Origin of the sequence: Wolbachia endosymbiont of Ceratosolen solmsi, from assembly GCF_017869155.1 — a bacterium.
GTDB classification, from domain to species: Bacteria; Pseudomonadota; Alphaproteobacteria; order Rickettsiales; family Anaplasmataceae; genus Wolbachia; species Wolbachia pipientis.
On sequence record NZ_CP054598.1, the window covers coordinates 335,408 to 361,698 of the forward strand.

General features: G+C 34.9%; 21 protein-coding genes and 2 tRNA genes. 19 read left to right on the plus strand and 4 right to left on the minus strand.

Annotated features, from left to right (window positions below):
• Positions 1-44 precede the first annotated feature (44 nt).
• The 10 genes from HUB95_RS01725 to dapA all read left to right on the plus strand — a co-directional run bounded on the left by HUB95_RS01725 (position 45) and on the right by dapA (position 10,459).
• The gene (locus tag HUB95_RS01725; protein WP_197907427.1) at positions 45-1,793 is read left to right on the plus strand and encodes an ankyrin repeat domain-containing protein; all 1,749 of its coding nucleotides are present in this window, start codon (positions 45-47) and stop codon (positions 1,791-1,793) included.
• Positions 1,794-1,913: 120 nt separating this feature from the next.
• Entirely contained in the window at positions 1,914-2,363 is a 450-nt protein-coding gene (smpB, locus tag HUB95_RS01730; protein WP_007548863.1) for an SsrA-binding protein SmpB, read from the plus strand.
• 6 nt (positions 2,364-2,369) lie between these two features.
• Positions 2,370-3,161, plus strand: coding sequence for a prolipoprotein diacylglyceryl transferase (gene lgt, locus HUB95_RS01735; protein ID WP_015589191.1), 792 nt, complete (start codon positions 2,370-2,372; stop codon positions 3,159-3,161).
• 689 nt (positions 3,162-3,850) lie between these two features.
• A complete protein-coding gene (locus tag HUB95_RS01740; RefSeq protein WP_197907425.1) occupies positions 3,851-5,596 on the plus strand; it encodes a type I secretion system permease/ATPase in 1,746 nt (581 codons plus the stop codon).
• A gap of 462 nt (positions 5,597-6,058) precedes the next feature.
• On the plus strand, positions 6,059-7,498 hold the full coding sequence (locus tag HUB95_RS01745; RefSeq protein WP_015589193.1) for a hypothetical protein: 1,440 nt from the start codon (positions 6,059-6,061) through the stop codon (positions 7,496-7,498).
• A 4-nt stretch (positions 7,499-7,502) separates the two neighbouring features.
• The gene (locus HUB95_RS01750) at positions 7,503-8,111 is read left to right on the plus strand and encodes a hypothetical protein (RefSeq protein ID WP_015589194.1); all 609 of its coding nucleotides are present in this window, start codon (positions 7,503-7,505) and stop codon (positions 8,109-8,111) included.
• Between the two features lie 4 nt (positions 8,112-8,115).
• A complete protein-coding gene (locus HUB95_RS01755; RefSeq protein WP_065094808.1) occupies positions 8,116-8,931 on the plus strand; it encodes a hypothetical protein in 816 nt (271 codons plus the stop codon).
• 13 nt (positions 8,932-8,944) lie between these two features.
• Positions 8,945-9,018: transfer RNA gene (locus tag HUB95_RS01760), tRNA-Arg, on the plus strand.
• A 67-nt stretch (positions 9,019-9,085) separates the two neighbouring features.
• The gene (ssb, locus tag HUB95_RS01765; protein WP_197907423.1) at positions 9,086-9,568 is read left to right on the plus strand and encodes a single-stranded DNA-binding protein; all 483 of its coding nucleotides are present in this window, start codon (positions 9,086-9,088) and stop codon (positions 9,566-9,568) included.
• A gap of 9 nt (positions 9,569-9,577) precedes the next feature.
• A complete protein-coding gene (gene dapA / locus HUB95_RS01770; RefSeq protein ID WP_015589196.1) occupies positions 9,578-10,459 on the plus strand; it encodes a 4-hydroxy-tetrahydrodipicolinate synthase in 882 nt (293 codons plus the stop codon).
• Positions 10,460-10,497: 38 nt separating this feature from the next.
• On the opposite strand, the gene ligA is transcribed toward dapA, so the two are convergent.
• Positions 10,498-12,486 carry an NAD-dependent DNA ligase LigA gene (gene ligA / locus HUB95_RS01775; protein WP_209452476.1) on the minus strand — a complete coding sequence of 663 codons (1,989 nt, stop codon included), beginning with the start codon at positions 12,484-12,486 and terminating at the stop codon, positions 10,498-10,500.
• Between the two features lie 214 nt (positions 12,487-12,700).
• On the opposite strand from ligA, the gene gltX reads away from it, so the two are divergent.
• The 8 genes from gltX to HUB95_RS01815 all read left to right on the plus strand — a co-directional run bounded on the left by gltX (position 12,701) and on the right by HUB95_RS01815 (position 21,313).
• Complete coding sequence (gene gltX, locus HUB95_RS01780; protein ID WP_015589198.1) at positions 12,701-14,023, plus strand: glutamate--tRNA ligase; 1,323 nt, start codon at positions 12,701-12,703, stop codon at positions 14,021-14,023.
• 700 nt (positions 14,024-14,723) lie between these two features.
• Entirely contained in the window at positions 14,724-18,053 is a 3,330-nt protein-coding gene (gene dnaE / locus HUB95_RS01785; protein WP_209452524.1) for a DNA polymerase III subunit alpha, read from the plus strand.
• Between the two features lie 48 nt (positions 18,054-18,101).
• Positions 18,102-18,875, plus strand: a complete 774-nt coding sequence (locus tag HUB95_RS01790; protein WP_065094495.1) for a 30S ribosomal protein S6 — start codon at positions 18,102-18,104, stop codon at positions 18,873-18,875.
• The gene (rpsR, locus tag HUB95_RS01795) at positions 18,875-19,150 is read left to right on the plus strand and encodes a 30S ribosomal protein S18 (RefSeq protein WP_007548890.1); all 276 of its coding nucleotides are present in this window, start codon (positions 18,875-18,877) and stop codon (positions 19,148-19,150) included. Before HUB95_RS01790 ends, rpsR begins: the two co-directional genes overlap by 1 nt.
• Positions 19,151-19,157: 7 nt before the next feature.
• Entirely contained in the window at positions 19,158-19,712 is a 555-nt protein-coding gene (gene rplI, locus HUB95_RS01800; RefSeq protein WP_141457004.1) for a 50S ribosomal protein L9, read from the plus strand.
• 33 nt (positions 19,713-19,745) lie between these two features.
• Positions 19,746-19,952: a hypothetical protein gene (locus HUB95_RS01805; RefSeq protein WP_242049609.1), complete on the plus strand. Its 207-nt coding sequence runs from the start codon at positions 19,746-19,748 to the stop codon at positions 19,950-19,952.
• Complete coding sequence (gene purB, locus HUB95_RS01810) at positions 19,949-21,241, plus strand: adenylosuccinate lyase (RefSeq protein ID WP_012673216.1); 1,293 nt, start codon at positions 19,949-19,951, stop codon at positions 21,239-21,241. The genes HUB95_RS01805 and purB overlap by 4 nt, the downstream gene beginning before the upstream one ends.
• Positions 21,241-21,313, plus strand: a tRNA-Met gene (locus HUB95_RS01815). The genes purB and HUB95_RS01815 overlap by 1 nt, the downstream gene beginning before the upstream one ends.
• Before the next feature lie 170 nt (positions 21,314-21,483).
• Here HUB95_RS01815 and HUB95_RS01820 read toward each other — a convergent pair.
• Positions 21,484-22,764 carry an iron-containing alcohol dehydrogenase gene (locus tag HUB95_RS01820; RefSeq protein ID WP_197907421.1) on the minus strand — a complete coding sequence of 427 codons (1,281 nt, stop codon included), beginning with the start codon at positions 22,762-22,764 and terminating at the stop codon, positions 21,484-21,486.
• 42 nt (positions 22,765-22,806) lie between these two features.
• Between HUB95_RS01820 and dapE the strand changes: the two genes are divergently transcribed.
• Entirely contained in the window at positions 22,807-24,003 is a 1,197-nt protein-coding gene (gene dapE / locus HUB95_RS01825) for a succinyl-diaminopimelate desuccinylase (RefSeq protein ID WP_209452477.1), read from the plus strand.
• Positions 24,004-24,120: 117 nt separating this feature from the next.
• Here dapE and nth read toward each other — a convergent pair whose 3' ends face one another.
• Both nth and icd read right to left on the minus strand, forming a co-directional pair.
• On the minus strand, positions 24,121-24,759 hold the full coding sequence (gene nth, locus HUB95_RS01830) for an endonuclease III (protein WP_006279797.1): 639 nt from the start codon (positions 24,757-24,759) through the stop codon (positions 24,121-24,123).
• A 27-nt stretch (positions 24,760-24,786) separates the two neighbouring features.
• Entirely contained in the window at positions 24,787-26,223 is a 1,437-nt protein-coding gene (gene icd, locus HUB95_RS01835; RefSeq protein ID WP_197907420.1) for an isocitrate dehydrogenase, read from the minus strand.
• Positions 26,224-26,291 lie beyond the last annotated feature (68 nt).

The following is a 26,291-nucleotide window of genomic DNA, read 5'->3' on the forward strand; positions in this document are numbered from 1 at the left end:
TCTTTAAGGAAAGATAATAACGAATATTTAGGTTCTTGACTTCTATGTTAAAAGATATAACAACTAAGTTATGTATTTTAAGTGAGGAAGTTATGAAATATGGCAAATTTATGGAAATATTAAAAAAAATAAATGACCTTTCAGATTTGAGCAAGGACAATATAGTTGAAAAAATAAAAGCTAAGTTACAAGAAGAAGATCCAGATTTATGTCAAGAGTGGGAAAAGAGTAAACCTGACAACGATAGTGGATCTGGCATAAATTACATATTTACTATATCTTGTGGTCAAAATTCTAAGAAAGTCAAATTGTTACATCTTGCTTCTTATTGGAACTATGCAAATGTAGCAAAAGCTCTGATTGAAAACGGGGCAGATATTAATGCAGAACATGATAATAAAATTACTCCTTTACATATTGCTGCTCACTATGGCCACGAAGATGTAGTAACCATTCTAACTGGAAAAGGAGCAATTGTTGATGCAAAAAATGGTGATGGATGGACTTCTTTACATTTTGCTGTTGAAAAGAACCACAAAAATGTAGTAAACACTCTAATTGGAAAAGGAGCAAATGTTAATGCAGAAAATGATAAAGGATGGGCTCCTTTACATCTTGCTATTACAAATGGCCACAAAGAGATAGTACAAGTTCTATCAAAAGCAGAAGGAATCAACGTTGATGCAAAAAATAGTGATGGGTGGACTTCTTTACATCTTGCTGCTGCAAATGGCCGCAAAGATATAGTAGAAACTCTAATTGAAAAAGGAGCAGATGTTAATGCGAAAGACCATTATAAATGGACTCCTTTAACATTTGCTTCTCAAAAAGGCCATGAAGTGGTAAAAGGAGCTCTATTAAAGGCACAAGAGAACATCAAAGCTTTGCATTCAGCTGTTAAACATAATAATGAGGAGGAGGTGAAAAACCTATTAAATAAAGGAGTAAACGTTAATGCAAAAGATGATGATGGATGTACTCCTTTACATCTTGCAGCCAGAGAGGGCCATAAAGATGTAGTAGACATTCTAATCGCAAAAGGAGCAAAGGTTAATGCAGAAAATGATGATAGATGTACTGCTTTACATCTTGCTGCTGAAAATAACCACATAGAGGTAGTAAAAATTCTAGTTGAGAAAGCAGATGTTAATATAAAGGATGCTGATAGATGGACTCCTTTGCATGTTGCTGCTGAAAATGGCCACGAAGATATAGTAAAAACTCTAATCGCAAAAGGAGCAAAGGTTAATGCAAAAAATGGTGATAGACGTACTCCTTTACATCTTGCTGCTGAAAATGGCAAAATAAAAGTGGTGGAAGTTCTGCTACACACTGAAGCAGACCCTTCATTAAAAGATGTTGATGGAAAAACGCCAAGAGACCTTACTAAATATCAAGGTATAATTCAGCTTTTAGAGGAAGCGGAAAAAAAGCAAACGTTAAAAAATGAGAATAAAAAAACGCCAAAGGATCTTACTGAAAATAAAGATGTAATGCAGCTTCCAGAGAAAAAGGAAGAAAAACAAATTGGAAAAAATGCAATTGTGAAAGAAAAAGAACAATCTGCAAAAAATGCAATTGTAAAAGGTATTATTGTGTGTTTTGTAACTGCAGTGATAGTTGGTGTTGCACTTGCATTTGCTACTGCCCTATCTGTACCAGCAATAATTGGACTAGCTGCAGGATCTGCGCTCATAGTTGGTGCTGGTCAATATATAATGTCAAAGCCTAAAACTGAAATGAAAGAAGTAAAGGAACTTGTGCCTAGAGAGACAGAAAAAGCACTTACTTGATTTTTGTTATCCTGTTGCTATCAGACTAGCCTGGCACCTTATATTTATTGGGATAACTGTTTTATTATGAATTAAGTCAAAAACTCTGTAATATATTGAAGCTTAAAGATATCTTTAGATATGGAAGTTATTGCAGAAAATAGGAAAGCAAGGTTTGAATATTTCATCTTAGAAGAATTTGAAGCGGGTATGGTCTTATTAAGCAGTGAAGTTAAATCGCTAAGAGAAAGAAAAGTAAATATTTCCGACGCCTACGTTGTTGAAAAGAATAGCGAAGTATGGCTGCACAATATGCATATTGCAGAATATAAAGCTGCGAACCGCAAAAATCATAAACCAAAAAGGGAACGTAAATTACTCTTGCATAAAAAGGAGATAAATAAACTAATTGGTCAAATCAAGACTGCTGGGATAACTGTTGTGCCGCTTTCGGTCTATTTTAACGATAAAGGATTTGCAAAAACTAAAATTGCCATTGTAAAAGGAAAAAAACTCTACGATAAGAGAGCAACCATAAAACAGAGAGAGTGGGATCGTGAAAAAAGTAGGTTGTCTAAAAATAATTTATAGCAAAATATGTCTTTAAATCCAGTAATTTTCAGCATCGGTCCTGTTTCTATATATTGGTATTCCTTAGCCTACGTTTTGGGTATAGTGTTTGCATATTGGTATTTACATAGGCTAGATGACCAAAAAATATTTACTAAGAATTTTTACGATTCGTTATTAACAGCCACTATTATAGGTATTATCCTTGGAGGTAGACTTGGCTACGTATTGATATATGATCCAGTTCTTTATATAAGCAACCCTATCGAGATATTGAAGACCTGGGAAGGAGGGATGTCATTTCATGGCGGTGCTATAGGAGTTTTGCTTGCAGTAATAATCTCCTGCAGAAGACATAACATTCCTATATTTTATGCACTGGACCTAGTTTCTTGCGGAGTTCCCATAGGTTTATTTTTAGGTCGCATAGGCAATTTTATAAACGGAGAGTTATTTGGCAGAGTTACAACTATGCCATGGGGTATGGTATTTCCAGAGAGTGGTGATAATTTGCTGCATCATCCAAGCCAGCTTTATGAGGCACTTTTTGAAGGACTGCTACTTTTTGCAGTTGCAAATTCACTGTTTTTCTTAACTAGAATAAGACTGTATCACGGTGCGTTAACTGGTATTGCAGTTATGTGGTATGGAATAGCACGTTTTTTCGTTGAGTTTTTTCGCGAACCAGACTATCAAATTGGCTATTTGTGGCTTGATTTAACTATGGGGCAGTTGCTTTCTATACCTATGGTTTTGCTAGGAATGCTTGTATATCTAGGCGCATTAAATTTAAAATTTAATACGAAATCTGTCACATAGAGAAAAGGTGAGTTCAATAGAAAAATGTAGCCAGAAGCCCACATTATGCACAATTGTACGAATTTTCTGCGTTGCAGTAGAATGAATCGGTGGGCTTTGTTGCATCGCTAGCTATGATGGATTAAAGATAAAAAAGGTGGAGAATATCAGTAGCTTATTATTCTGGTATTTATAACAAGAACGGTCAGTGAATACCTAAATTTGAGTAAAAGAAATTTCACTACCACTCACTAATCCGGCTAAAATTCAAGAATTTCAATGCTTTAGCTATTTTCAATAGAATTAAATTTATTAATATAAATAACAAATTACTATTCTTAAATTTGATCAGATTGATTGCAAAAAAACAAGATTTTCAATAAGTTGCTTATAATCCTAATTATAGTTAGCCTTTCATAAGTAGCGATGCAACAAAGCTATCCCAGTGTCAGCTACTTTCATGACACCATTTGCTGTGCAGTTTACCTTCAAAAATGAATGTTCGTACAGCTATGGAATGAATCGCGGTATGACGTAGCTTCGCTATAGGCAATGAAGGAAATATTAACTATACTTCTTTTTACCATTGTTTATATTTCCTATTCACATATATTAATATTTTACTCACTTAAAGTAAGCTAACTACCGTTATTAATATTTTTGTAATAAAAATTGTATATGGTGCATGTAATCAAATTAAGAAGAAGATTGTGGAAATTACGCCATCAATAAAAAAAGAATTGAAGCAAAGTACTCTATATGTTTGCCTAGAAAAATGCAAAAGTGCATTTTGGTTTATCTTTTGGTTTAGTGCGGGAATCAATTTATTAATGTTATTCCTACCACTTTATACCTCTCAAGTGCTTGATCGGGTGATATCGAGCGAAAGTGTATCAACACTAACTATGCTGACAATTATCACTTTATCTGCATTTGCATGTTCTGCAATGCTTGAAACTTGTCGATATTTAGCCATGGCAAAAATAGGTGATTGGATCGATAAAACTGCAACACCAGATCTGATAGTAAGGTCAATCAGGCTAACGTCAGTGCAGAGCTCAACTTCAAGTGGTGAAGCAATACGAGATCTCGGAGTGATAAAAAATTTCATTACAGGAAATGGTATATTCTCACTGTTTGATACTCCATGGTCGTTAATTTACCTTGTTGTGATTTTCATGATACATACCTCCACGGGGTTTATAGCTATTACTGGAATTATTATATTAGTCTCTATGGCAATATGGAATGAACTTGCCACTAAACGAATATTACAAGAAACCAACGAAGAAACTATACGGAATATCAATGCTATAGATGTTGCAACAAGAAATGCAGAAGTGGTTGAAGCTATGGGCATGTCAGAATTCATAGTCTCTGATTGGTGTAAACGAAATGATCAGAACCGAGCAATGCAAATTAAAGCACAAAATCGCTCTAATGTAATTACTGGAATCACTAAATTTTTGCGCTCAACTCTGCAAATATCAGTGATTGGAACAGGTGCATTACTTGCAATCACAGCTCATAAGACTGCCGGTAGCATCATCGCTGCTTCAATTTTAATGGGTAGAGTATTAGCACCATTTGATGCTGCGGTTCATACTTGGAAGTTTTTAAATCAGGCTAGAATGTCATATGGAAGGCTACAAAGACTTATATTAACATCGCCAAAAAGAGAGCAAACGATGGCTCTACCAGAACCTGAAGGAAAATTGGAATTTGATAGAGTATTTTTTACTCCTTATGGAAGCAATAAGCCGACAGTAAAAGGAATATCATTCATTATAGATCCTGGAGATGTAGTTGGTGTTATTGGTGCAAGTGCTTCTGGTAAATCCACTATCGCAAAATTAACTGTTGGTGTATGGAAGCCAATATCTGGTGTAGTCAGACTAGATGGCGCTGATGTATATACTTGGAATCGAGAAAATTTTGGTAATTATGTTGGCTACTTACCTCAGGATATTGAGTTATTTAACACTAGTGTCAAAGCTAATATTGCTCGCATGAGGCCAGATCCAAATCCTGAAGAAATAATCAAAGCAGCAAAAATTTCAGGAATACATGAACTAATACTAAGCTTACCAAATGGATATGATACAACAATAGGAGGTCCTGGAGGAGTAACGCTCTCTGGCGGCCAAAAACAGCTTCTTGGACTTGCCAGAGCTTTTTATGGTCACACAAAACTTTTAGTACTTGATGAACCAAACGCTAACTTAGATAGCAATGGAGAGGCATGCTTAATTAATGCAATTGGCATTGCAAGAAAACAAAATACTACTACTGTTATCATCACTCACAAGCTACCGTTATTGTCCGTAGTTGATAAGGTGATCCTCATGTCAGATGGTGTCATTTACGCTATGGGACCAAAAGATGAGATTTTGAGCAAATTAGTTGCTCCATCATCAAGTACCACAGAAGATGAGCGCTCTTCAGCAAATGGTTAGTTTATAGCCTTTCTTATAATAGTCCGAATGCGATAAGATATGTGTTTATGGCTATAGCAGGCCAGTAGCATATTACGGTCTGTTCGGATTATTGTAAAAAGAGCTATACTTACAATAAATTCTGTATCTGAAATAACAACTGTTCCAGAAAAATATATATTTCTTTACCATTAGAAATAATATTACAAGAATAGTAAATAGATTAATAACTCTTATTAATTAAAGTCAATCGGCAGATATAGCCAAAGTGGCTTAGGTTTACCTACAATTTGAAAAACAACAAATTCGTCTTAATGAATTTTCTTAATTTGTTATCTAAATAACTTAATATTATAATTTTATAAAAAAAATTATAATATAAATAATGTTGCTGCGAAAATTTATAACAATATTTCCCTCTAACGTTTAATGAATTTCAATAAATTGCCTTTTTAATTCTAGATAAGTATATGCTTTGTTAATATGTTTAGTTCAAAATCCAAAAGTAAGTTTATGCTTTCTATTGGAGAAGAAGGCATAATGTTACTATATTTTAAAAATAATACTTTAAATAAAAGGTATTTTGTTAAGGGCAAAAACGATAAAGCAGTTTCCGATTTAATTTCATGTCTTTCGTCAGATAAAAAAGCACCTTTATACCTGGTGCTTAATCATGCAGATCAAAATTACTCGCTACAGTTTATTACAAGGGCAAACAAGATTAGTGCCTATCTATCAGCAAAAACAAAGATGGAGCATTTTTCTCGTAATAATGACATAAGTTCAGTTTTTTTGGTTGAGAAGCCAAACAAATTCAATCAAAACTGGTGCTATCTTCTTGTTTCATCAAAAGCAAAGCATTTAGTAGAATATTGGTTGAATGTGTTTATTGAGATAGGCTCCAACTTTAAGGGAATATTAATGTTTCCTATAGAGATAAGTAATATAACAAAAAAGATTCTACATAAAGATCCTAATAATTGGAAAATTATAGTTGCTGCAACTAAAACGGGAGGCTATAGACAAGTGGTTCTTAAAGAGAATAAAATGGTATTTACGCGCTTAACATCATTTACTAATGATAATTTACCAGGAATTATCGCTGGTGGAATATATCAGGAAGTGCAAGATACTATTCGATCCTTAACTAAGTTTGGGTTTGAAAAAAATAACCCTATCGACCTTTGTATCATAGTGTCAGAAGATATCAAAGCTAGTTTATCAGTCATAAATTTTTCAGAGAACAGTGTGAACATATTAACTCCATATGAGTTAGGCAAACTATTAGGAGCAGAACTAGCTATAAGTGAAAAAGATAACTTTTGCGATACCATAATTTTGTTTCATAGCTTTAAGAATAAATTAGCAGCTATTTTTAATACAAAGGAAACTAAAGAATTTTATCTATTCAATTACCTTTATTTAAACTCTCCTCGAATTTTTCTATACTTCGCCCTGGTTTTAGTTATAACAAACACCCTTTGTTTGCTAAATTTGTATTCAAATTTCAATGTCGCTGATAATTTATCAGCAAAGCAGAACACCTTAAATAACCAATTAACAAAACTTAGCCAAAGCTATAATGTAAAAAAAATAGATGAAATTTATGATTTTATTAATATCAATAATATTTTATCAAAAATAGAATACTCTCCTCTTACACAAGTTAAGTATGTAGAAAAGTTAAAAATACCAGGTATAGAGCTTCGATCATTTGAATGGAATTATAATGAGGCAAAAAGTTATATTACCACAACTTTAAAGTTTAATTTTCAATCCGGTAAAAATATTTCTCATCAATACGAGAAACTACGAAAAAATTTAAACGATAATTTTCGTACCTATGACATTAATATTTCTAGCTTACCTGCTGCTAAAGAGCAAAATCTATCTATTGATGTTGAAATAGGAGAGGCAATGTAGATTAATGACTATCTCTCAATTAAAAAGAAAAGCTACAATTCAGTTTATATCGTATTTGTTATTATCTGTTGGATTAATAGGGTTATTAACATATGTTGTTATCTATAACGAAAAGATTTATAATAAAAACCAAATTGCGATTGATAAAATACGTTCTATTAATTTACAGATTACTGGAATTCAAAAAAAGGAAGTTGTTCTAAATAAAAACCTAGATTTATGGAAAAAAATTTCTTCTTCAAATTTACATAGTAGCAGATACATTGCAAATTTAAATTTCGAGCTTAGCAAGTTATATAAAAAGCACTATATATTAGAACCTGAAATATCAATTTCTATACCCGAAGAAGTTGAGCTCCACAACAAAAGTGAACGCACAAAAGTAATAAAAAGTGAAGTGGTCCTAAATTTAAGCTCAATCAGCGATAAGCATATTTTTTTATTTCTACAGTCTATTCCAAATCTGCCCGGTTATGTTATGATCAAATCTCTTATTTTAAATAAGCAGAGAAATATTGATGCTGCAACTATGAATCAGATTTTGAATGGTAATATGATAGAGATAGTGAGAGCTAATATAGTCTTTGATTGGTATACTATATTAAGTAGATAAGGTGATGAACATAAAGCTGTTTTTTATTTTTACGCTACTCATTTCCAATGTTAATGCATATTGCAGTTGTGAAGATATCATAGAAAGCATAGAAATTTGTAAGGAGTATTCTTGCCGACAATATATTGGCAATGAAGATTTTATTGAGCATAAAATATTAGGATTAAATAGTGGAAATTTATGCGTATATATAGAAAAACAAGGTAATGATGAAATGGTTTGTCATCATTCTCAGTATGGAATGATGATAGAAAAAAGATATTTTGAAAGTATTCTTAAAGTTGGCAATCAAGAAATCGACGATTTTATTGATATAGCAAATTTGCGTGCAAAAGAGTGTTTCTTTATCAACAATCAAAAACTAAGCTATACAGATCGGGACGATATAATAAGAGAAGCAGTGGAAAGTGACTTTGACGTTTTGTCACAATATAGTAACGTAAAAAGCATTTTTTTTGATGAAGAGCCAGTTAATAGAATGGTCAATGAAATGGAAAAGTTCAATTTACGATCTTCAAGAGCTGTAAAAGAGGAGGTATCAGATAATTTCAACTGTAAGGTAGTGAGTTTAGACTCAATTTTATATCTTTCTCCCGATACATGGAAAATATGGGTAAATGGAAAACTGTTTATAAATACTAAGGATTTAAAAGTGCACTCAGTCACTGAAAATTATGTAACTTTTGTATGGACCGTAGATCAAAAAGCAATAAAAAAGCATGCGAATGATTCTCAAAATGTATATTTTGGATATGGGAGTATTATGTTTACGCTTTATCCAAAACAAAAATTTGACTTGGATGGCTTATCTATTAAATAACTTAAATATATATGCGCTTGTAGCTCAGTTGGATAGAGCGTTGCCCTCCGGAGGCAAAGGCCGTGGGTTCGAATCCCTCCAAGCGCACTTTTAATTAAATTTGACAATAGTATTTTCACATAAGATAATAAAAGGATTTATTTAGAGCATAATTATGTCTGGTGGTACCATAAACAAAGTCATACTAGTTGGTAATTTAGGAAAAGATCCTGAAATTAGGACTACACAAAATGGAAAAGAAATGGCAAGTTTTTCAATAGCCACGTCTGAAAGTTGGACTGACAAACTTTCCGGTATGCGCTCTGAAAAGACAGAGTGGCATAATATCGTAATTTTTAGTGAAGGATTAGTAAAAATCGTCAAAGATTTTGCACGCAAAGGCAGTAAAGTTTATGTTGAAGGTTCTTTGAGAACTAGAAAATGGACTGACCAAAACGGTGGTGAAAGATACACAAAAGAGGTGGTTCTATATAATTTTAATAGCGCTCTTACTCTCTTGGATTCACGAAATAGTGCGCCAAATTCTGATTACAAGCCAAGTGAATACAAACAAGGTGAAACAGAACAAAAAGATAAACACGAAAGTTTTGACAACGATATAAAAGATGAACTACTCGACGATGAAATACCATTTTAACAATTTAAATTGAAATCTACATTTTTATGGACTGCTTGTGTTACTCCTTTTAATTGCAATGGAGATAGTATAGATTATAGCAGTTTGCAGCGTTTACTGACAATGCAAGTTAAAGCTGAAAATGGCGTAGTGTTGCTGGGTAGCACAGGTGAGAGCCTATCGCTTACTGATTCTGAAAAGCGTACATTAGTTGAATTCGTATGTAAGCTAAAATTAAATACGAAAATTATAATTGGCGTACCAGGAGTGAATCTATATCAGACTCTTGAATGGCTTGATTTTTGCAAGGGTATGCCTATTCATGGCTATCTAATGACAACTCCCATTTATGCAAAGCCCGGAATTATGGGGCAGACTTTATGGTTTGAAAAGCTGCTTGAGAAAGCACATGTGCCGGTTATGTTTTACAATATTCCATCAAGAGCAGGAATAAATCTTCACGCTGAAACTGTACGCAACTTATCTAGTCACGAAAAATTTTGGGCTATCAAAGATTCAAGTAGCACTGTTGATACTTTAGCTCAGTATAAGAAAGTTGCACCAAATATTGAGGTCTTTTGTGGAGATGATAATATGATATCCGATATGGCCGCTTATGGTGCGGCTGGCCTGGTTTCCGTTGCTTCCAATGTTTGGCCATATGTAGCACATGAATATGTTAAGAAGTGCCTCAATGGCAGGAACCCTCAGGCAGATATCTGGCAACAGGCTTGCGAAGCGTTATTTACTGCCAGCAACCCAATACCTACTAAAGCACTTTTGCATGATATTGGTCTTATAGAACATCAAACTGTCCGCCTACCGCTCAGCACAGAAGACTTGCCTTCTGTTGAAAAATTGAGGCAAGTCAATAAAATGATTCTTGGATGGAAAGAATTGGCTACTCTCTAAATAGTCTTGCAACTTTGATTTAATATACAATCCAAGTTTCATTTGAACACTCCCAAACTTATCACTTTATGCCACTGGTCTTCATCTAAAATTTCTACACCTAATTCCACTACCTTTTTATATTTGGATCCTGGTTTTTCTCCTGCAATTAGGTAGTCAGTTTTAGCAGAAAGATGTGAGCTGACCTTTGCTCCCAGAGTTTTGGCTCTTACTTTTGCCTCTCCTCTACTCATAGCAAGTAGCTTACCAGTAAACACTATAATTTTATTATTTAAAACAGAGTTACTAGAGTTGGAGCTCACAGGAAGAATTTGAAGACAAGCAGTAAGATCATTTAACATTTTGATGTTATGTTCCTTAGAAAAAAATGATTCCAAAGATTCAGCCACTTTTTTTCCTATGCCGTCTATACTGACTAGCTCAGTATTATCTGATGACAGTTCAATCATCGAATTATACCAGTTATTATAAGAAACATAATAATCTGCAAGCAATTCTGCTGCAACTTGACCAATAAATCTAATACCTAAAGAAAATATAAACCTATCTAGAGTTATTACCCTTCTGCTTTGTATAGAATTTAACAAATTAGCTATAGATTTCTCGCCCCAGCCAGACTGTCCTTCCAGATTAAATTCATCCAATTTTTCTTCTAAAGTAAAAATATCATGGATTTGTTTTATCAGACCAAGGTCGTAAAAAAACTCTATCTGCTTATCACCAAGGCCAACAATGTCAAATGCATCTTTCGATACAAAATGCTTTAGTTTTTCTATTATTTGAGCTTTACAGGCAAATTCCTCAGGACATCTTACTGCCGCCTCTCCCTCAACCTGACGTACTTTACTACCACATTCAGGGCATACTTCAGGAAACACAAATTCAGGTGTATTTGGAAGACGAGAATCTCTGCTTACTTCAACGATCTGGGGAATTACATCACCTGCTCTTTTGATTGTTACAATATCTCCCTCTCTTATGTCTTTACGTTTTATCTCATCTTGGTTATGCAGACTTGCTCTACTAACTAGCACCCCACCAATATTGACTGGCACTAAATCTGCAACTGGAGTTAAAACCCCTGTTCTGCCTACCTGTATAAATATCTTATTTAACTTTGTTTTTGCATAAACCGCAGAAAACTTGTATGCAAGTGCTGAGCGCGGTGCTTTGTGAGTATTCCCTAGACGATTTTGTAGTACCAAATCATTTACTTTATAGACTATTCCATCAATATCATAATCCAAGTTATAGCGACAGTTATAGAACTCGTTATAGAACTTCAGCATTCCATCTAAACTACTCGTTAAGGACTGATGCTCATTTACGCAAAAACCAAGTGCCTCAAGCTTATTTAGTACCTCACTTTGACTTTTCTCTGCTCCACCAATTAAAGAATAAGCAAAATATCTAAGTGGTCTACTTGCTGTAATGTTTGCATCCAATTGCTTCAGAGAACCAGCGGCTGCATTTCGAGGATTGGCAAATTCATCGTTTTCATTTAACTTTAAAAAGTCGCTGTTACCGATGTATATTTCACCTCTTACTTCTAGTCTTCCTTGCACACCTTGCAAAAACTTAGGAAAGCCTTTTATTGTTGCAACATTGTGAGTGACATCTTCCCCTACAAAACCATCACCTCGAGTTGCAGCTTTAACAAATCTTCCATCCTCATAAATTGCAGAAAACGACAACCCATCAATTTTTGGCTCACATAATATCTCTATTTTGTCCTCAATTAAAAACCTCTTTATTTTAGACAAAAATTTCTCTACACCTTGTTCATCATAAGCATTCTCAAGAGAAAGCATAGGTTCTTGATGTTCCACCTTAGAAAACCTCTCATCAGGTGGAGCACCAACACTATCTTGTGTTGCATAAATTTCTGGCTCTATTTCAGCTAACTTTTTCTTCAGTTCATCATATTCAGCATCACTTATTTCTGGCTTATTTTTTTGGTGATACAAAACATTATGATAATTTATTTGATCTTGCAGTTTTTCTCTCATCTTTTCTAAGTTAGTCATGATACCAATATAATGCTACATTAGCCTTTGTCGTCAAGCTGTGAATTTTCTTGAATTTATCATATGGTCTTAATCCATCAAATATCAAAGGTGCCACAATGCTATAGCCATACTTATTCTTCTCTCGCTCAATTGTATTAGCAGATCTCACTTGCTTTAGCCATATATTTATATAAAATTAAAATAAATTAGAGTAAACAATATTGCTGTTTAAATGCTAACAAGATTCGCTCCAAGCCCAACTGGCTACCTCCACGTAGGAAACGTACGAACTGCCTTGGTTTGTTGGATGTACACACGCAATCAAAATGGAAAATTTTTACTCCGTTTTGATGATACTGACCTTCAGCGTTCAGATGTCAAATATATAAATGATATCATACAAGATTTGAAATGGATTGGTATCAATTGGGATGCAAGTTTCAAGCAATCAGAGCGCTTTGAGCGTTACAATGAGGTGTTTTTGCAGTTAATAAAAGAAGGGCATATTTATGCATGCTATGAAACAAGAGAAGAGTTAGACATTAAACGAAAATTGCAGTTAAAACAAGGACTTCCCCCTGTATATGACAGAAGCGCGTTACTTCTAACTGAGCAAGAGAAAATTAGTTATGAGCAAGAAGGAAGAAGACCACATTTTAGATTTAAGTTGGATAGAAATGAGGTTGTTAAATGGAATGATGAAGTTAAAGGTGAAATAAATATTGCAACCAGTAGCATAAGTGACCCTGTGGTAAAAAGAGAAGATGGAATTTACACATACATGTTACCTTCTGTTATTGATGATGTTGACTTTAATGTAACCCATGTTGTACGCGGGGAAGATCATGTAACTAATACCGCAGTTCAGCTCCAAATGATTAAAGCATTAAAAGCGAAAATCCCTACATTTGCTCACCTTTCTCTGCTACATTTTGATGATAGCAAGATATCCAAGCGAGCCGGCGTGCTAGATATCAAATCTATAAAAGAAGATGAAATTGAACCGATGGCACTAGTTAGTTATTTAGTGAAGCTCGGAACATCCAATCCAATTGAAGCTTGTGCCTGTATGCAATCTTTGATTGATTCATTTAATATTAAAAAATTTAGCTCAGCATCTGTACAATTCAGCTTGAGTGAAATATATAAGCTAAATAGCAAAGTTCTGCAACAAATGCCATTTGAAATGGTGCAAGACCGTTTAAATCAAATTGGAGTGGACTCCTCAGAGTTTTGGTATTTTATAAGGAACAATATAGAAAGGTTTTCTGAGGTGGCCAAGTGGTGGAAAATATGCAAATCTGATATAGAGCCTGTGATTCTTGATAAGGAGCTTATAAAAATTGCGTTCAATGCATTGCCCCAAGGTGATTGTAATGAAAACACGTTGTCAGAATGGGTCAAAACTATTCGACAAACAGTGGATATAAAGGCAAAAAACCTATTTACGCAGTTGCGTTCAGCTTTAACAGGAACAGAAACAGGACCAGAGCTCGCTAAACTATTAATTTTTATCGGCAAAGAAAATATCATTGCAAGGTTAAAAGAAAAGTGAAAACTAAAGAATTATAGCTAATGCAATCCCTACGTCATACCGCGATTCATTCGCGGTATCTCTTAACATAGATCCCCTACTATACCTTAACATAGATCCCGCTAACACGTAGCGGGATGACGGTTGTCGTTTAGCCATAAACATTAAGAAATTTACCAAACGAAAAAAAAGGCAAAAGAAGCCCTGGGGTTATTATCCGCTTTAAAATATTGGCGTTTTTTATGTTTTAAACGCTTGACAAGCAAGATTTAGCTGCTTTTAATTGCAACTAACTTACGCTGCAAATGTTTAAGAAATTTACTAAGCAGAAAAAAAGACAAAGAATCCCCGAGTTAGCTAGTCTTTTACTATCTCTGTCGAGTATTGGCATTTTTTGATGTCTTGTAACGCTTTATAAGCGCGTTCAGCTTATTTAGATAAAAATCTAGATGTAGATGAAGTTTTGTAAAGACATACAGTATCTATATACTGCAAAAAATTGAACATAAGACGCCGATACATTAAGTAATCCTTACCTTTTAATCTGCAGATTGGCGAAAGCAAATACAATAGCTTCAGTTTCATGATAAGGGCGCTGGTGGAGTTTGTCAAGTAAGTTTTTGTATTTTAATTTTAGAATTTTATAGGCTTTTGTTCTCATGAAAATTATGTTCTCATGAGTAAATTAATGTTATCCTTTTTTGTTGATCTAAAGTTTCTTATGTTCATACACTTACGTGTTCATAGTGTTTATTCGCTGCTTGAAAGCTCGGTTAAAATTGAGGAGCTGATCGGCCTTTGTTTGCGAAATAAAATGCCAGCGGTTGCAATTACTGATTCAGGTAATTTATTTGGTTCACTTGAGTTTGCAGAATATGCGGCAAGTAGGGGAATACAGCTAATAATAGGATGCAATATTATAGTTAAACATTCAGAACAAAATTTACCTATATTATTGATTGCAAAAAATGAGCAAGGGTACACTAATTTAGTCACTTTGGTGAGTGAGTCTTTTAGAAAGCGCAAGAATAACAGCGATATTCCTTACGTTGATTTTGATGAGCTATTGAATTTAAGTACGGGTCTGATCGCTTTAACCGGTGGATGTTTGGCTCAACTATTGTTGGGGCAAGATAAAGAAACGGTTGAAAAACTGCTTTCAGCATTTAATGGTCATTTATATGTTGAATTGCAGCGTCATGGGCTGAGCAAGGAGCTAGAGCTTGAAGAAACTTTAATAGATTTTGCTTATCAGCACAATATACCACTGGTTGCAACAAATGATGTATTCTTTACAAATAGATCTGACTATGAAGCTTATGATATATTAACGTGTATATCAGAGGGTAGTTATGCTCTCGAAAATAACAGGAAAAAGCTAACCTCTGAGCATTATTTCAAATCTGTGGCAGAAATGGAGGAGCTGTTCAGTGATATTCCTGAAGCAATTCATAACACTTTAGTAATAGCTAAGCGGTGCTCTTACATGCCAAGAAGCAGGCAGCCTATTCTGCCTAAATTTCCTTGTAGAGAAAATAAAACTGAGAATGAAGAACTGAGGGAGCAGGCAGTTGCGGGATTAGAATTCCGCATTACGAATGAGACAGACATAGACCTTAAACAATACTACGATCGGCTAAATTACGAACTAAGCATAATAACTTCAATGAATTATTCCGGGTATTTTCTAATAGTTTCTGACTTTATCCGTTGGAGCAAAGCAAATGGCATTCCAGTTGGTCCAGGAAGAGGCTCTGGTGCTGGATCAATTGTTGCTTGGGGCTTGCAGATTACAGACCTTGATCCAATAAAGTTTGGCCTAATATTTGAAAGATTTTTGAATCCTGATCGTGTATCGATGCCTGACTTTGATATCGATTTCTGCCAAGAGAAAAGGGACCTGGTTATTGATTATGTTCAGAAAAAGTACGGTTATGTTGCTCAAATAATCACTTTTGGAAAATTGCAAGCAAGGGCAGTATTGCGTGATGTTGGTAGAGTATTGCAAATGCCTTACTCTCAAGTGGATAAAATATCTAAAATGGTTCCATTTAATCCAGTAAATCCTGTAACTTTATCACAAGCGATAGAGTTTGATCAAAACCTGCAGAAAGAGCGGGATAGTGATGAGGTAATTGCAAAGCTTCTTGATATATCTCTTAAGCTTGAAGGAATATATCGTCACGTTTCAACCCATGCTGCTGGAATTGTAATATGTGATCAAAAGTTGGAAAATTTTGTTCCTGTGTACTACGATCCAAATTCGGCTCTGCCAATCACTCAATACAGCATGAAATATGTGGAGAAAGCTGGGCTAATAAAATTTGATTTTCTTGGGCTTGGTACGCTAACGCTAATAGATCATGTATGTCGTTTAATTAATCGTGATGGAAAAAAGATTGATATTTCTTCAGTTCCTTTAAATGACCAAAAAACCTATGAGATACTCTCAAGCGGTGATTCAATTGGAGTGTTTCAGCTTGAAAGTTCGGGAATGAGAGAAGCTTTAATTAAACTAAAACCGGACTGCATTGAAGATATTATCGCTTTAATTTCCCTTTATCGTCCAGGACCTATGGATAACATTCCAACTTATGTTGCAAGAAAACATGGACTTGAAAAGCCAGATTATATTCATCCGTTACTTGAGGAAGTATTAAAAGAGACATTTGGGGTAATAATTTACCAAGAACAAGTGATGGAAATAGCCCGTATTCTTTCCGGGTATAGCTTAGCGGAAGCAGATCTGCTGAGACGTGCCATGGGTAAGAAAATCAAGGAAGAGATGGATAAACAACGTGAACTTTTTGTCCAAGGGGCAACAAAAAATGGCGTTGATTATGACAGGGCAAGTTATATCTTTGACCTTGTTGCAAAATTTGCTGGTTATGGGTTCAATAAATCTCATGCTGCAGCATATGCGGTTATATCTTATCAAACGGCTTACCTTAAAGCTAATTATCCATTAGAATTTTTTACAGCACTAATGAATCTGAATATTGATGATAGAGATAAACTGAATTTATTTTATCATGCAGCAAAGTTTAGTGGCGTTACCGTTCTTCCACCTGATATAAACAAATCTAAAGCTGAATTCTCAATAGAGAACGAACGCATACGTTATGGTATTGCTGCCTTGAGGAATGTTGGTTTTTCTATAGCGGAAGGAATAGTGAACGTACGTTCAAGCGCTTGTAAGGACATATGGGAATTCATTCAAAATTCAGGTCATATAATAAATAAGAGAGCGCTAGAAAGCCTGATTAAATCCGGAGCATTCGATAGCGTGCATAAGAACAGAAAGCAGCTATATGAGTCAATGGACACGCTGATTTACTTTGCAAATAAAAACAAACAGGATAGAGAATCAAGTCAAGCTGCTTTGTTTGGTAGCCTTGATGTCCTCAAACCGAAACTTGAGAATGTGGAAGATTTTGATGAAGAGAAAAAATTAGAGCATGAGTTATTTTCACTAGGATTTTATTTAACTAATCATCCACTTGAAAAATTTAGAATTCTTCTGGAAAAGTTAAATATTGGGTTTATCGGAGAAAATAGAACAGCAAAAACTGCTGGGGTAATATTAAATGCACGTATGAGAACTTCAGAGCGTGGAAGGTTTGTTATCCTCACACTTTCCGATCCCCATAACGTTTCTGAAATAGCATTCTATAATAATGAAATAATAGAAGAAAAAAGAGATTTATTTTCACCAGGAACATTTGTGATAATTGATCTTGAAGCTTCGGAAAATACGACAAGATTAGCAGGCAAGGATATATCTGAGTTTACAAAAAGAATCGCTTCTACAATAAAAGAATTAGTTCTCACCACTGAGTGCACGGATTCGCAAAAAGCCGCTATGGAATTAAACGCAATATTGAAAGATGAAGGCAGAACCAAAATAATGCTAAGACTTCTTCTCGAAAAACATAAAGTGAGCATCTTATTACCAGGTGCGTACTCAATTGCTCCTCAAGTTATGTATGAAATATCTAACTTAAGCTGGATTAAAGGCGTAGAAATTAACACAAATAACTTGCTTATATAAAAAAGCTTTATATAATGAAATATTTAATCGGTATTAAAGGAAGATATAGTGAATCTTTATGAATTTACTTTTATAACACAACAAGGATTATTACAGCAAGAAGTAGAGGAAATGGTCCAAGAGCTAGCTGTTTCATTGAAAAATATTAAAGCAGATGTTATGTTCCAGCAAATCAGGGATATTCTGAAAAAAGGAAATGACAAGCTTACAACACAAGAGTTAGAAGTGCGTGCTGAAAACATTAAAGAAGGTCTAGTTGCTTACTCTGATTTCTTGGAAGATCTTACAAAAATTTTATGGGTTGAATTGGAAGAAGATCTTTCAAATTTGAAAGAAGTGAAGTCAAAAATCGATAAAGAGTTGAAAGATGACCTAAAAGATTTAGGAATAACGCAAGATTTTACAAAATTTCTAGGAGGCAGTACTAAAAGTGCGTTTATCCATAACGCAGTAAATGCTTTGAAGAGAAATATTTCAGAACATCTAATAAAGATTTTTCAAGATATTTTGAAAGATTTTAGAATAAACGGTCCAACTCAATCGAGCAAAGCGTTGGAAATGCTTTTGAAAAACATTGAAGCATCAGGATTAATCAAGTATGAACATTGGGGTCTTTTGGATTTTGCATATCACAAAAATAAAATGAAGAGCGGTCATTATTGTATAATGTGCATAAGTTCTACTGCAAGCATTCTGGATGAATTTATGCGTAGAATGAAACTTAATGAGAACGTTATTCGCCACTTTCCTGTGCAGGTTGATAAAATTTTTGAAGGTAAATCTCATATGATGAATAAACAAATTGAGGAGCAAAGCGCATAATGATGAAAAGACGAAATAGTTTTAATAATTCTTACGTATCTGTAAATAATAGGACTGGCTTTAGGCGTTCTAAAGTTTGCCCTCTTGCTGCGTCTAAAGATGAAGACATAGATTATAAGAATATAGATTTATTATCCAAGTTTACCTCTGACTATGGTAGGATATTACCTAGAAGATTAACAGGAGTATGTGCAAAAAAACAAAGGAAGTTACGCTTAGCGATCATAAGGGCACGTTTTTTAGCTCTTATTCCTTACTGTACTAAAAAAGTTTAGGTAATTTATGTTGATAATTTTAAAGGAAAATATAAGGACTTTAGGTAAGCTTGGTGAAGTTGTCAAAGTTAAACCAGGTTATGCACGTAATTTTCTTTTTCCACAAAGAAAAGCGGTGAAAGCTACCAAGGAAAATTTAACAAAGCTAGAGGAGCAACGTTTATTACTGGAAGAAGAGAATATAAAAAGATTAAATGTAGCAAAAGAGCTTGCATTGTCACTACATGATAAGTTTGTGGTATTGATAAAGCAAGCTTCAGAGGATGGTAAAATTTTTGGTTCTGTAACAACACGTGAAATTGCGAAAATTTTACTACAAGAAGGACATGTGATAGACCACCGTAGTTTATCTTTTGGTGGAGTAAGCATCAAAAACTTGGGTGAATACCAAGTAAACGTAGAATTACATAGTGAAGTAGTAGTACCAATTACTATATACGTCGTGAAATCCGAAACAGATGCAAATGAGCTAAGGCAAGTAAAATTGCAAAATCAGAAGTCTGAGCAACAAGAGGCAGAGCAAGATGCGAATAAAGAAGCTGCTGATGGTGATGATAGCTGATCAAAGATGATCCCTTGTTATAGCCGAAAAGAAATGTCTGCCATGGCTAAGCTGGTGTCATCCCAGTGCTTCCCTCATGTCATCCCAGTGCGTGACACTGGGATCCAGTTTATTTCATCATGGACATTATTTTATGCTTCTAGAATCCGTTGTCCATTGAATAATTTGCAAATACTTTTATACCTAGATTCCAGTGTCACGCACTGGAATGACACCATTATTGGAATAAATCAAAAATGATTCCCCGCTATAGCAGAAAAGAAATGTCTTCCATTTGGGAGGAAAATAATAAATTTAATATATGGCTTAAAATAGAAAAATTAGCGTGTGAAGCTCAAGCAAAGTTAGGAGTGATTCCGAATAATATTGCTGAGAACCTCTCTGGTGCTATTGAATTTGATGTTGAATGTATCAACGAAATTGAATCCATTGTAAAACATGATGTTATAGCTTTTCTGACATATATTGCTAAAAAAGCGGGAGTTGATGTTCGTTATCTTCATTATGGAATGACAAGTTCTGATGTTTTGGATACATGCCTTGCGGTGCAACTGAAAGAGTCCTGTGATATTTTGCTCGAGAATCTAAAAAATTTACTTGCAGCATTGAAAAAAAAAGCTGAGGACTATAAAGATATTGTTTGTGTTGGACGCAGTCACGGAATGCATGCAGAACCAACAACTCTTGGAATAAAATTTGCCAGATTTTATGCTGAATTTAAACGCAATTATCAGAGATTAATTAGCGCGCAAAAAGAGATCTCAATTTGTAAAATATCAGGTGCAGTAGGCAATTTTGCAAATGTTGATCCGTTTGTTGAAGAATATGTAGCGAAAGAAATAGGACTCATACCTGAAATCATATCGTCTCAAGTCATTCCTCGTGATAGACATGCTATGTTCTTTTCAGTTTTGGGAGTGATTGCAAGCTCAATAGAAAATGTTGCTGTTGAAATTCGTCATTTGCAAAGAACTGAAATCGGCGAAATTTCTGAGCATTTTTCCACGGGGCAGAAGGGAAGCTCTGCTATGCCACACAAATGTAATCCTATTTTAAGTGAAAATCTGACTGGACTCTCACGTTTAATACGCAGTTATGTTTTTCCTGCGTTAGAAAATGTTGCATTGTGGCACGAACGTGATATATCACACTCGTCTGTGGAAAGATGCATTGCTCCTGATGCTTGTATAACAATGGATTTTGCTTTAGTGCGATTAACAGATTTGATAGATAAATTGGTGATCAATAAGGAAAACATTGAAAAGAACTTAAATTCTTCAAAAGGTTTAGTTTTCTCACAGCGTGTATTGCTTGAGTTAGTAAATAGTGGTTTGGCGAGGGAAGAGGCGTATAAAATTGTTCAGAGCAATGCAATGAAAGTGAAACAAAACAACAGTGATTTTCTGGCCGAATTGAAACAAGATAAACCCTTACTTAAGGTTATTAACTCGGAAAAACTTGAATCTTTGTTTGATTTGAAGTATTATACGAAACATATAGATCGTGTGTATAATAAGGTTTTTAATTAGGCTGAGTAGCTCAGTTGGTAGAGCAGGAGGATCATAATCTCTTGGTCGGGGGTTCAAGTCCCTCCTCAGCCACTCGAACTAAACTATGTTTAGCAAAGCAGTGCTACTGGTGAAACCCAGTGTCAGTTACTTGGAATGAGTTGTATATCCACTCAGGTGAGGAGACAATGGATAAGAGATTGTGAAAAGGGTTTAGCTTTTGGCCTATGATCTCTTTAAATGACAGAATTTCACTACAAAACTTAACTTTCTTCTATGCAGTTAGCTAAGTCAAGAAAGGTGAATCTATCTCTTGTTGTAAACGCAAGATCGACCACTTTACAATATTGTTCTTTATTCCAACTGAGGTGCTCTGGTAAGTGTGGAATTGATAGATCTTCAAATATTTTTTGCAGGTGTTTTGCAGGTAGTAAATTTTGCTTAATTAAACTGGAAATATTATGCCATTCTTTACAAATAATCTCTTGGATTTTTTGCTGCATAATTTGCTTCTGTTCAAAAGTTCTTACAAATTCGATATTATCAAAGCACTGAGTTATATGTTCTACATCTAAAGTGGTCGGTTTGATAATCGGGTTTTGTATTGATAATATCTTTTCCTGCAAATTAGCCATGGTAATCGTCGTAACAGCAATTTTTTCGCCATGTAGTAAGGAATGATCTCTTGTTACCATTTCCATTGCGTGAGCTATCATATGCTCTCCTTGGCTTGCAGAATAGCTGCCTTTTGATATTACCATTCCAAGTCCTGAAATTAGTAGAACTTCCATAAGTAATAGGACCACTTTTCTACTTCTTTTAGTAAGCGCCGTATACTCTCTTAGCAAAATTTGCTCCAAATCGCGAATAAGTGTAAAAGGTAATTCATTGTATTCTGTGCCAAGCAACAAATGAGATAGTAGCCAGTCAGCCTGAACTGTTGAACGACAAATGAAATCTGCAAATCCGCTTAATGTGAGACGCAGTGGTGCATTGGCAAGTATGTCTATATCTATATATACTGCTCTTGGAAGATGTGCTTTGAACGATTTTTTATATCCATTTACTAATATTGAAGCATTTGCAGAGGTATATCCATTCATAGAAGCGGCTGTTGGGAACGATATATAATCTTTTTTCTCGAGGTAGCTTGCATATTTGCAGATATCGTTAACAGTGCCGCTACCAAATGCAACTATTAAGTCACTGTCTTTTGCTTTGTTTCTAACTAGATTTACAGTTTCAAGAGAGGCAGCTCTGCTTGGTGTCATGCAAGTAGCTGACACTGGGATCCAGGAAAACAACTTATGGATTCCAGTGTCACGCGCTGGAATGACAGGTGGAGCTGGAATAATTAAGTTAGGAATTTTATTAAGTACGTTTTTGTTTAAAAGTTTTGCTGTATTTTTATCTGCAACTAGAAAGACGTCATTTCCGTGTCGTGTGCATATTTCATAGATATCATCAGCAAGGTAGTAATCTGTTATTACTTCCCTTAGAAAAGTTTGTTCGGTTTGATGTAATATTTGTTTTAAATAGTGCATAGAGTGTTTACAATATAGCAGTATAAGTATTTTAAGATTGACATGAAAATTGACCCTGTAGAGCTAACTAGGAAATTGATCTCTTTTGAGAGTATAACACCAGAAGACAGCGGGGCAATAGAGTATATAGCAACAATCTTCAAGAAGAGCGGCTTTGATTGTGAGATTTTAGAATTTGGTGATAAAGTTAAAAATCTTTATGCGAAATATATAAATGGAGTACCAAATTTGTGCTTTGCTGGGCACGTTGATGTTGTACCACCGGGTCAGTTAAAAGATTGGGCATTTCGTCCATTTAATCCAGAAGTGAGGGATGGAATGCTATATGGAAGAGGGGCCGCTGATATGAAAAGCGGAGTAGCTGCATTTATTGCTGCTATGGTAAATTTGATTGCAGAGAAGTTTCAATTTAATGGTTCGATAAGTGCATTGATTACCAGTGCTGAAGAAAGCATGGAAGAATATGGAACAAAGGCAGTTTTGGAATGGATGAAAAATAAGCAGAAAAAGATAGATTTTTGTGTGGTTGGCGAACCAACCAGTAGTGAGAAATTAGGTGATACCATAAAAATAGGCAGAAGAGGTTCTGTAACATTTGAATTAATTTGCCATGGAAAACAAGGGCACGTTGCCTACCCAGACCTAGCAGACAATCCAATATATAAGGTAATATCGATATTGAGTAAGGTAAAAAATACTACTTTTGATCATGGTAATAAATATTTTCAGCCTTCACATTGCGAAGTTACTACTATCGATGTTGGAAATAATACTAGCAATCTAATACCTGGCTCAGCAACTACACGTTTTAACATTCGATATAACAATGAACAAACACCGGGTGGCTTATATAAGCTGATTGATGAAATATGCTCCAGTGTAACTAGCGATTATAAACTTTCTGTGCATAGCAGCAGGGACGTTTTCCTCTCTACTCCCGATAGAAATACTGATATTATGCTTGATGCAATAAGTAAGGTTACCAACATTGATGCTATACTTAGCACAAGTGGTGGCACATCTGACGCTGCGTTTATCAAAGATGTTTGTCCAGTGATTGAATTTGGTATAATCAACAAAACCGCACATCAGATAAACGAATGCGTATCAGTAAACGATATACACAAGTTAACAGCTATATATAAGGAATTTATAGAAAATTATTTCAATCCCACTAATAAAATATTGAATCAGGTCAACGTGGTTAGGAATATATCTAGTGGTCCATTGTTAGCTTAGATGTAATCAGATCTCTTGCATAACTGTTGTCTGAATAACAACTGGTGTCATTCCAGCAAAATGTGTCAAGTAAGTTTTTTCGTTTCTATAGCTACTTGGATGACAAAAGAAGAAATACTAGACTTTATACCTTTTGCACTCAAATTCACATAAATCATGAATTATGCACGTTTCACACGAAGGTTTCTGTGCTTTGCAAACATATCTACCATGCAAAACTAGCCAATGATGAGCATAAAGCAGGTATTTTTTGGGAACCACATTTAAAAGAGATTGCTCTGTTTTAAACACATCTTTTTCTTTCACAAGCCCAATTCTATTGCTCACTCTAAAAACGTGAGTATCAACTGCCAATGTTGGAATGCCAAGCCCCGAATTTAAGAACACATTAGCGCTCTTTCTCCCCACTCCAGGCAAAGACACCAAATCATCAAAATTAGTAGGTACTTTGCTGTTGTATCGTTCTACCAATATTTTACTAAGCCCGATTATATTTTTTGCTTTGGAATTATATAAACCAATACTGCTTATGCATTTTTTCAGCTCACTCTGCCCAAAGCTCAGCATTTTTTCTGGCGTATCAGCGATATTAAATAGTTCTCTTGTAATTTTATTAACGCTTACATCAGTTGTCCGCGCTGATAAAACTATCGCAACCAGTAACGTAAAATGATTGGTATAATTTAGCTCTATTTTTGGCGCAGGATTTGATTGTTGAAACTTTTCAAATATTAGTTCTACTTTTTTTGAGTCCATCTCATTTACCACACCTCTTTTAAATATTTAAACAAAGAACCCCTCTTTCCCATCATACAAATACAATTTGTCCATTCTCACCACGTCAAAATTGTGTTCTTCGAGTTTGATTAGCAAGTTATTTACATCACTATTTGTAATAGCTTGCTTTTCATTATTTGCGATAAACCTACAGGTTATTTGGTCACTTGAAGGTTTTGAGTTTCCTGGCCAAATCGCAAGTCCTTTTGAGTATATTGCTATCATTTGCAGATTACTTGATTCAAATAATCCTACTATTTGATCAACATTACTGGATTTGTCCCAAGCGAGAGTTGTATCACTACCCACTAGCTTTTTAACTTTGTAATCTTGTTCGTAATTGTCTTGTACTTTATTTATTTTACTATCCAAATTTATTTTACTATCCGAACCACTGCCAATTATAAGCTCAGCAGGTTTCTTTCCTAAATTATCTATAACAGCTTCTGCAAATTCTTTGGTACCAACTTTCTGTTTACTTCTTTTCTCCTTATATAAATCGGCAGTGTGTATTCCATCCTCCAAAGTCTTGAGCCATGCATCGTAGATTAGTTTTGCAGTACCCACTTGACCTATGTAAATTAGCATATGCACTGCAGCATTTAAAAGACCAGAAGGATTGGCTATGTTTTTTCCTGCAATATCAGGGGCAGAACCGTGCACTGCTTCAAACATTGCGTATTCATTCCCGATGTTGCTACTTCCGGCAAGCCCCACAGATCCAGAGGTTTGTGCGACTATATCTGATAATATGTCGCCATATAAGTTCTCGGTTACTATAACATCAAAATTCTCCGGTTCTGTTGCAACACGCGCCATTCCAATATCAACTATATAATGTTCTGCCTTTATATCTGGGTATTCCTTTGCAATGCGATCAAACGCGGCATGGAAAGTTCCGTCAGTCATTTTCATGATGTTATCTTTAGTCAGGCAAGTTACTTTTTTTCTGTTGTGTTTTTTTGCATATTCAAAAGCGTACCTGCATATCTTCTCTGAGCCAGATCTAGTAATAATTTTAGTGCATTGGTAAGAGTCACCAGTGAGCCTATGCTCTATTCCGGTGTAAACGTCCTCTTCATTTTCACGTATCACTACGATATCAAACTTATCGAATTTATTTTCTATAACAGGATGATATGAAATGCATGGTCTGATATTTGCATACAACCCTAGATTTTTTCTGAGTGCAACGTTTAAGCTTTTGTGCCCTTTACCTTGAGGAGTTGTTGTCGGAGATTTTAATAATATTTTTGTCCTTTCAATTGATTCCCAACCACTTGGAGAAATTCCGTGAGACCATTCTTTACTGTAAACACGCTCCCCTATTTCAATAATATCTATTGAGATTTCCGCTTCTGCTTCGCGCAATATCGACAGCACCGCTTCCATGATTTCTGGTCCGATACCGTCGCCATATGCAACTGTGATTAGTGTTGACATAACTTCCCTAGTTATAAATGATTTAATATTAATTTAAATAATAGAGTGGCACAAGTAGCTAATATTAC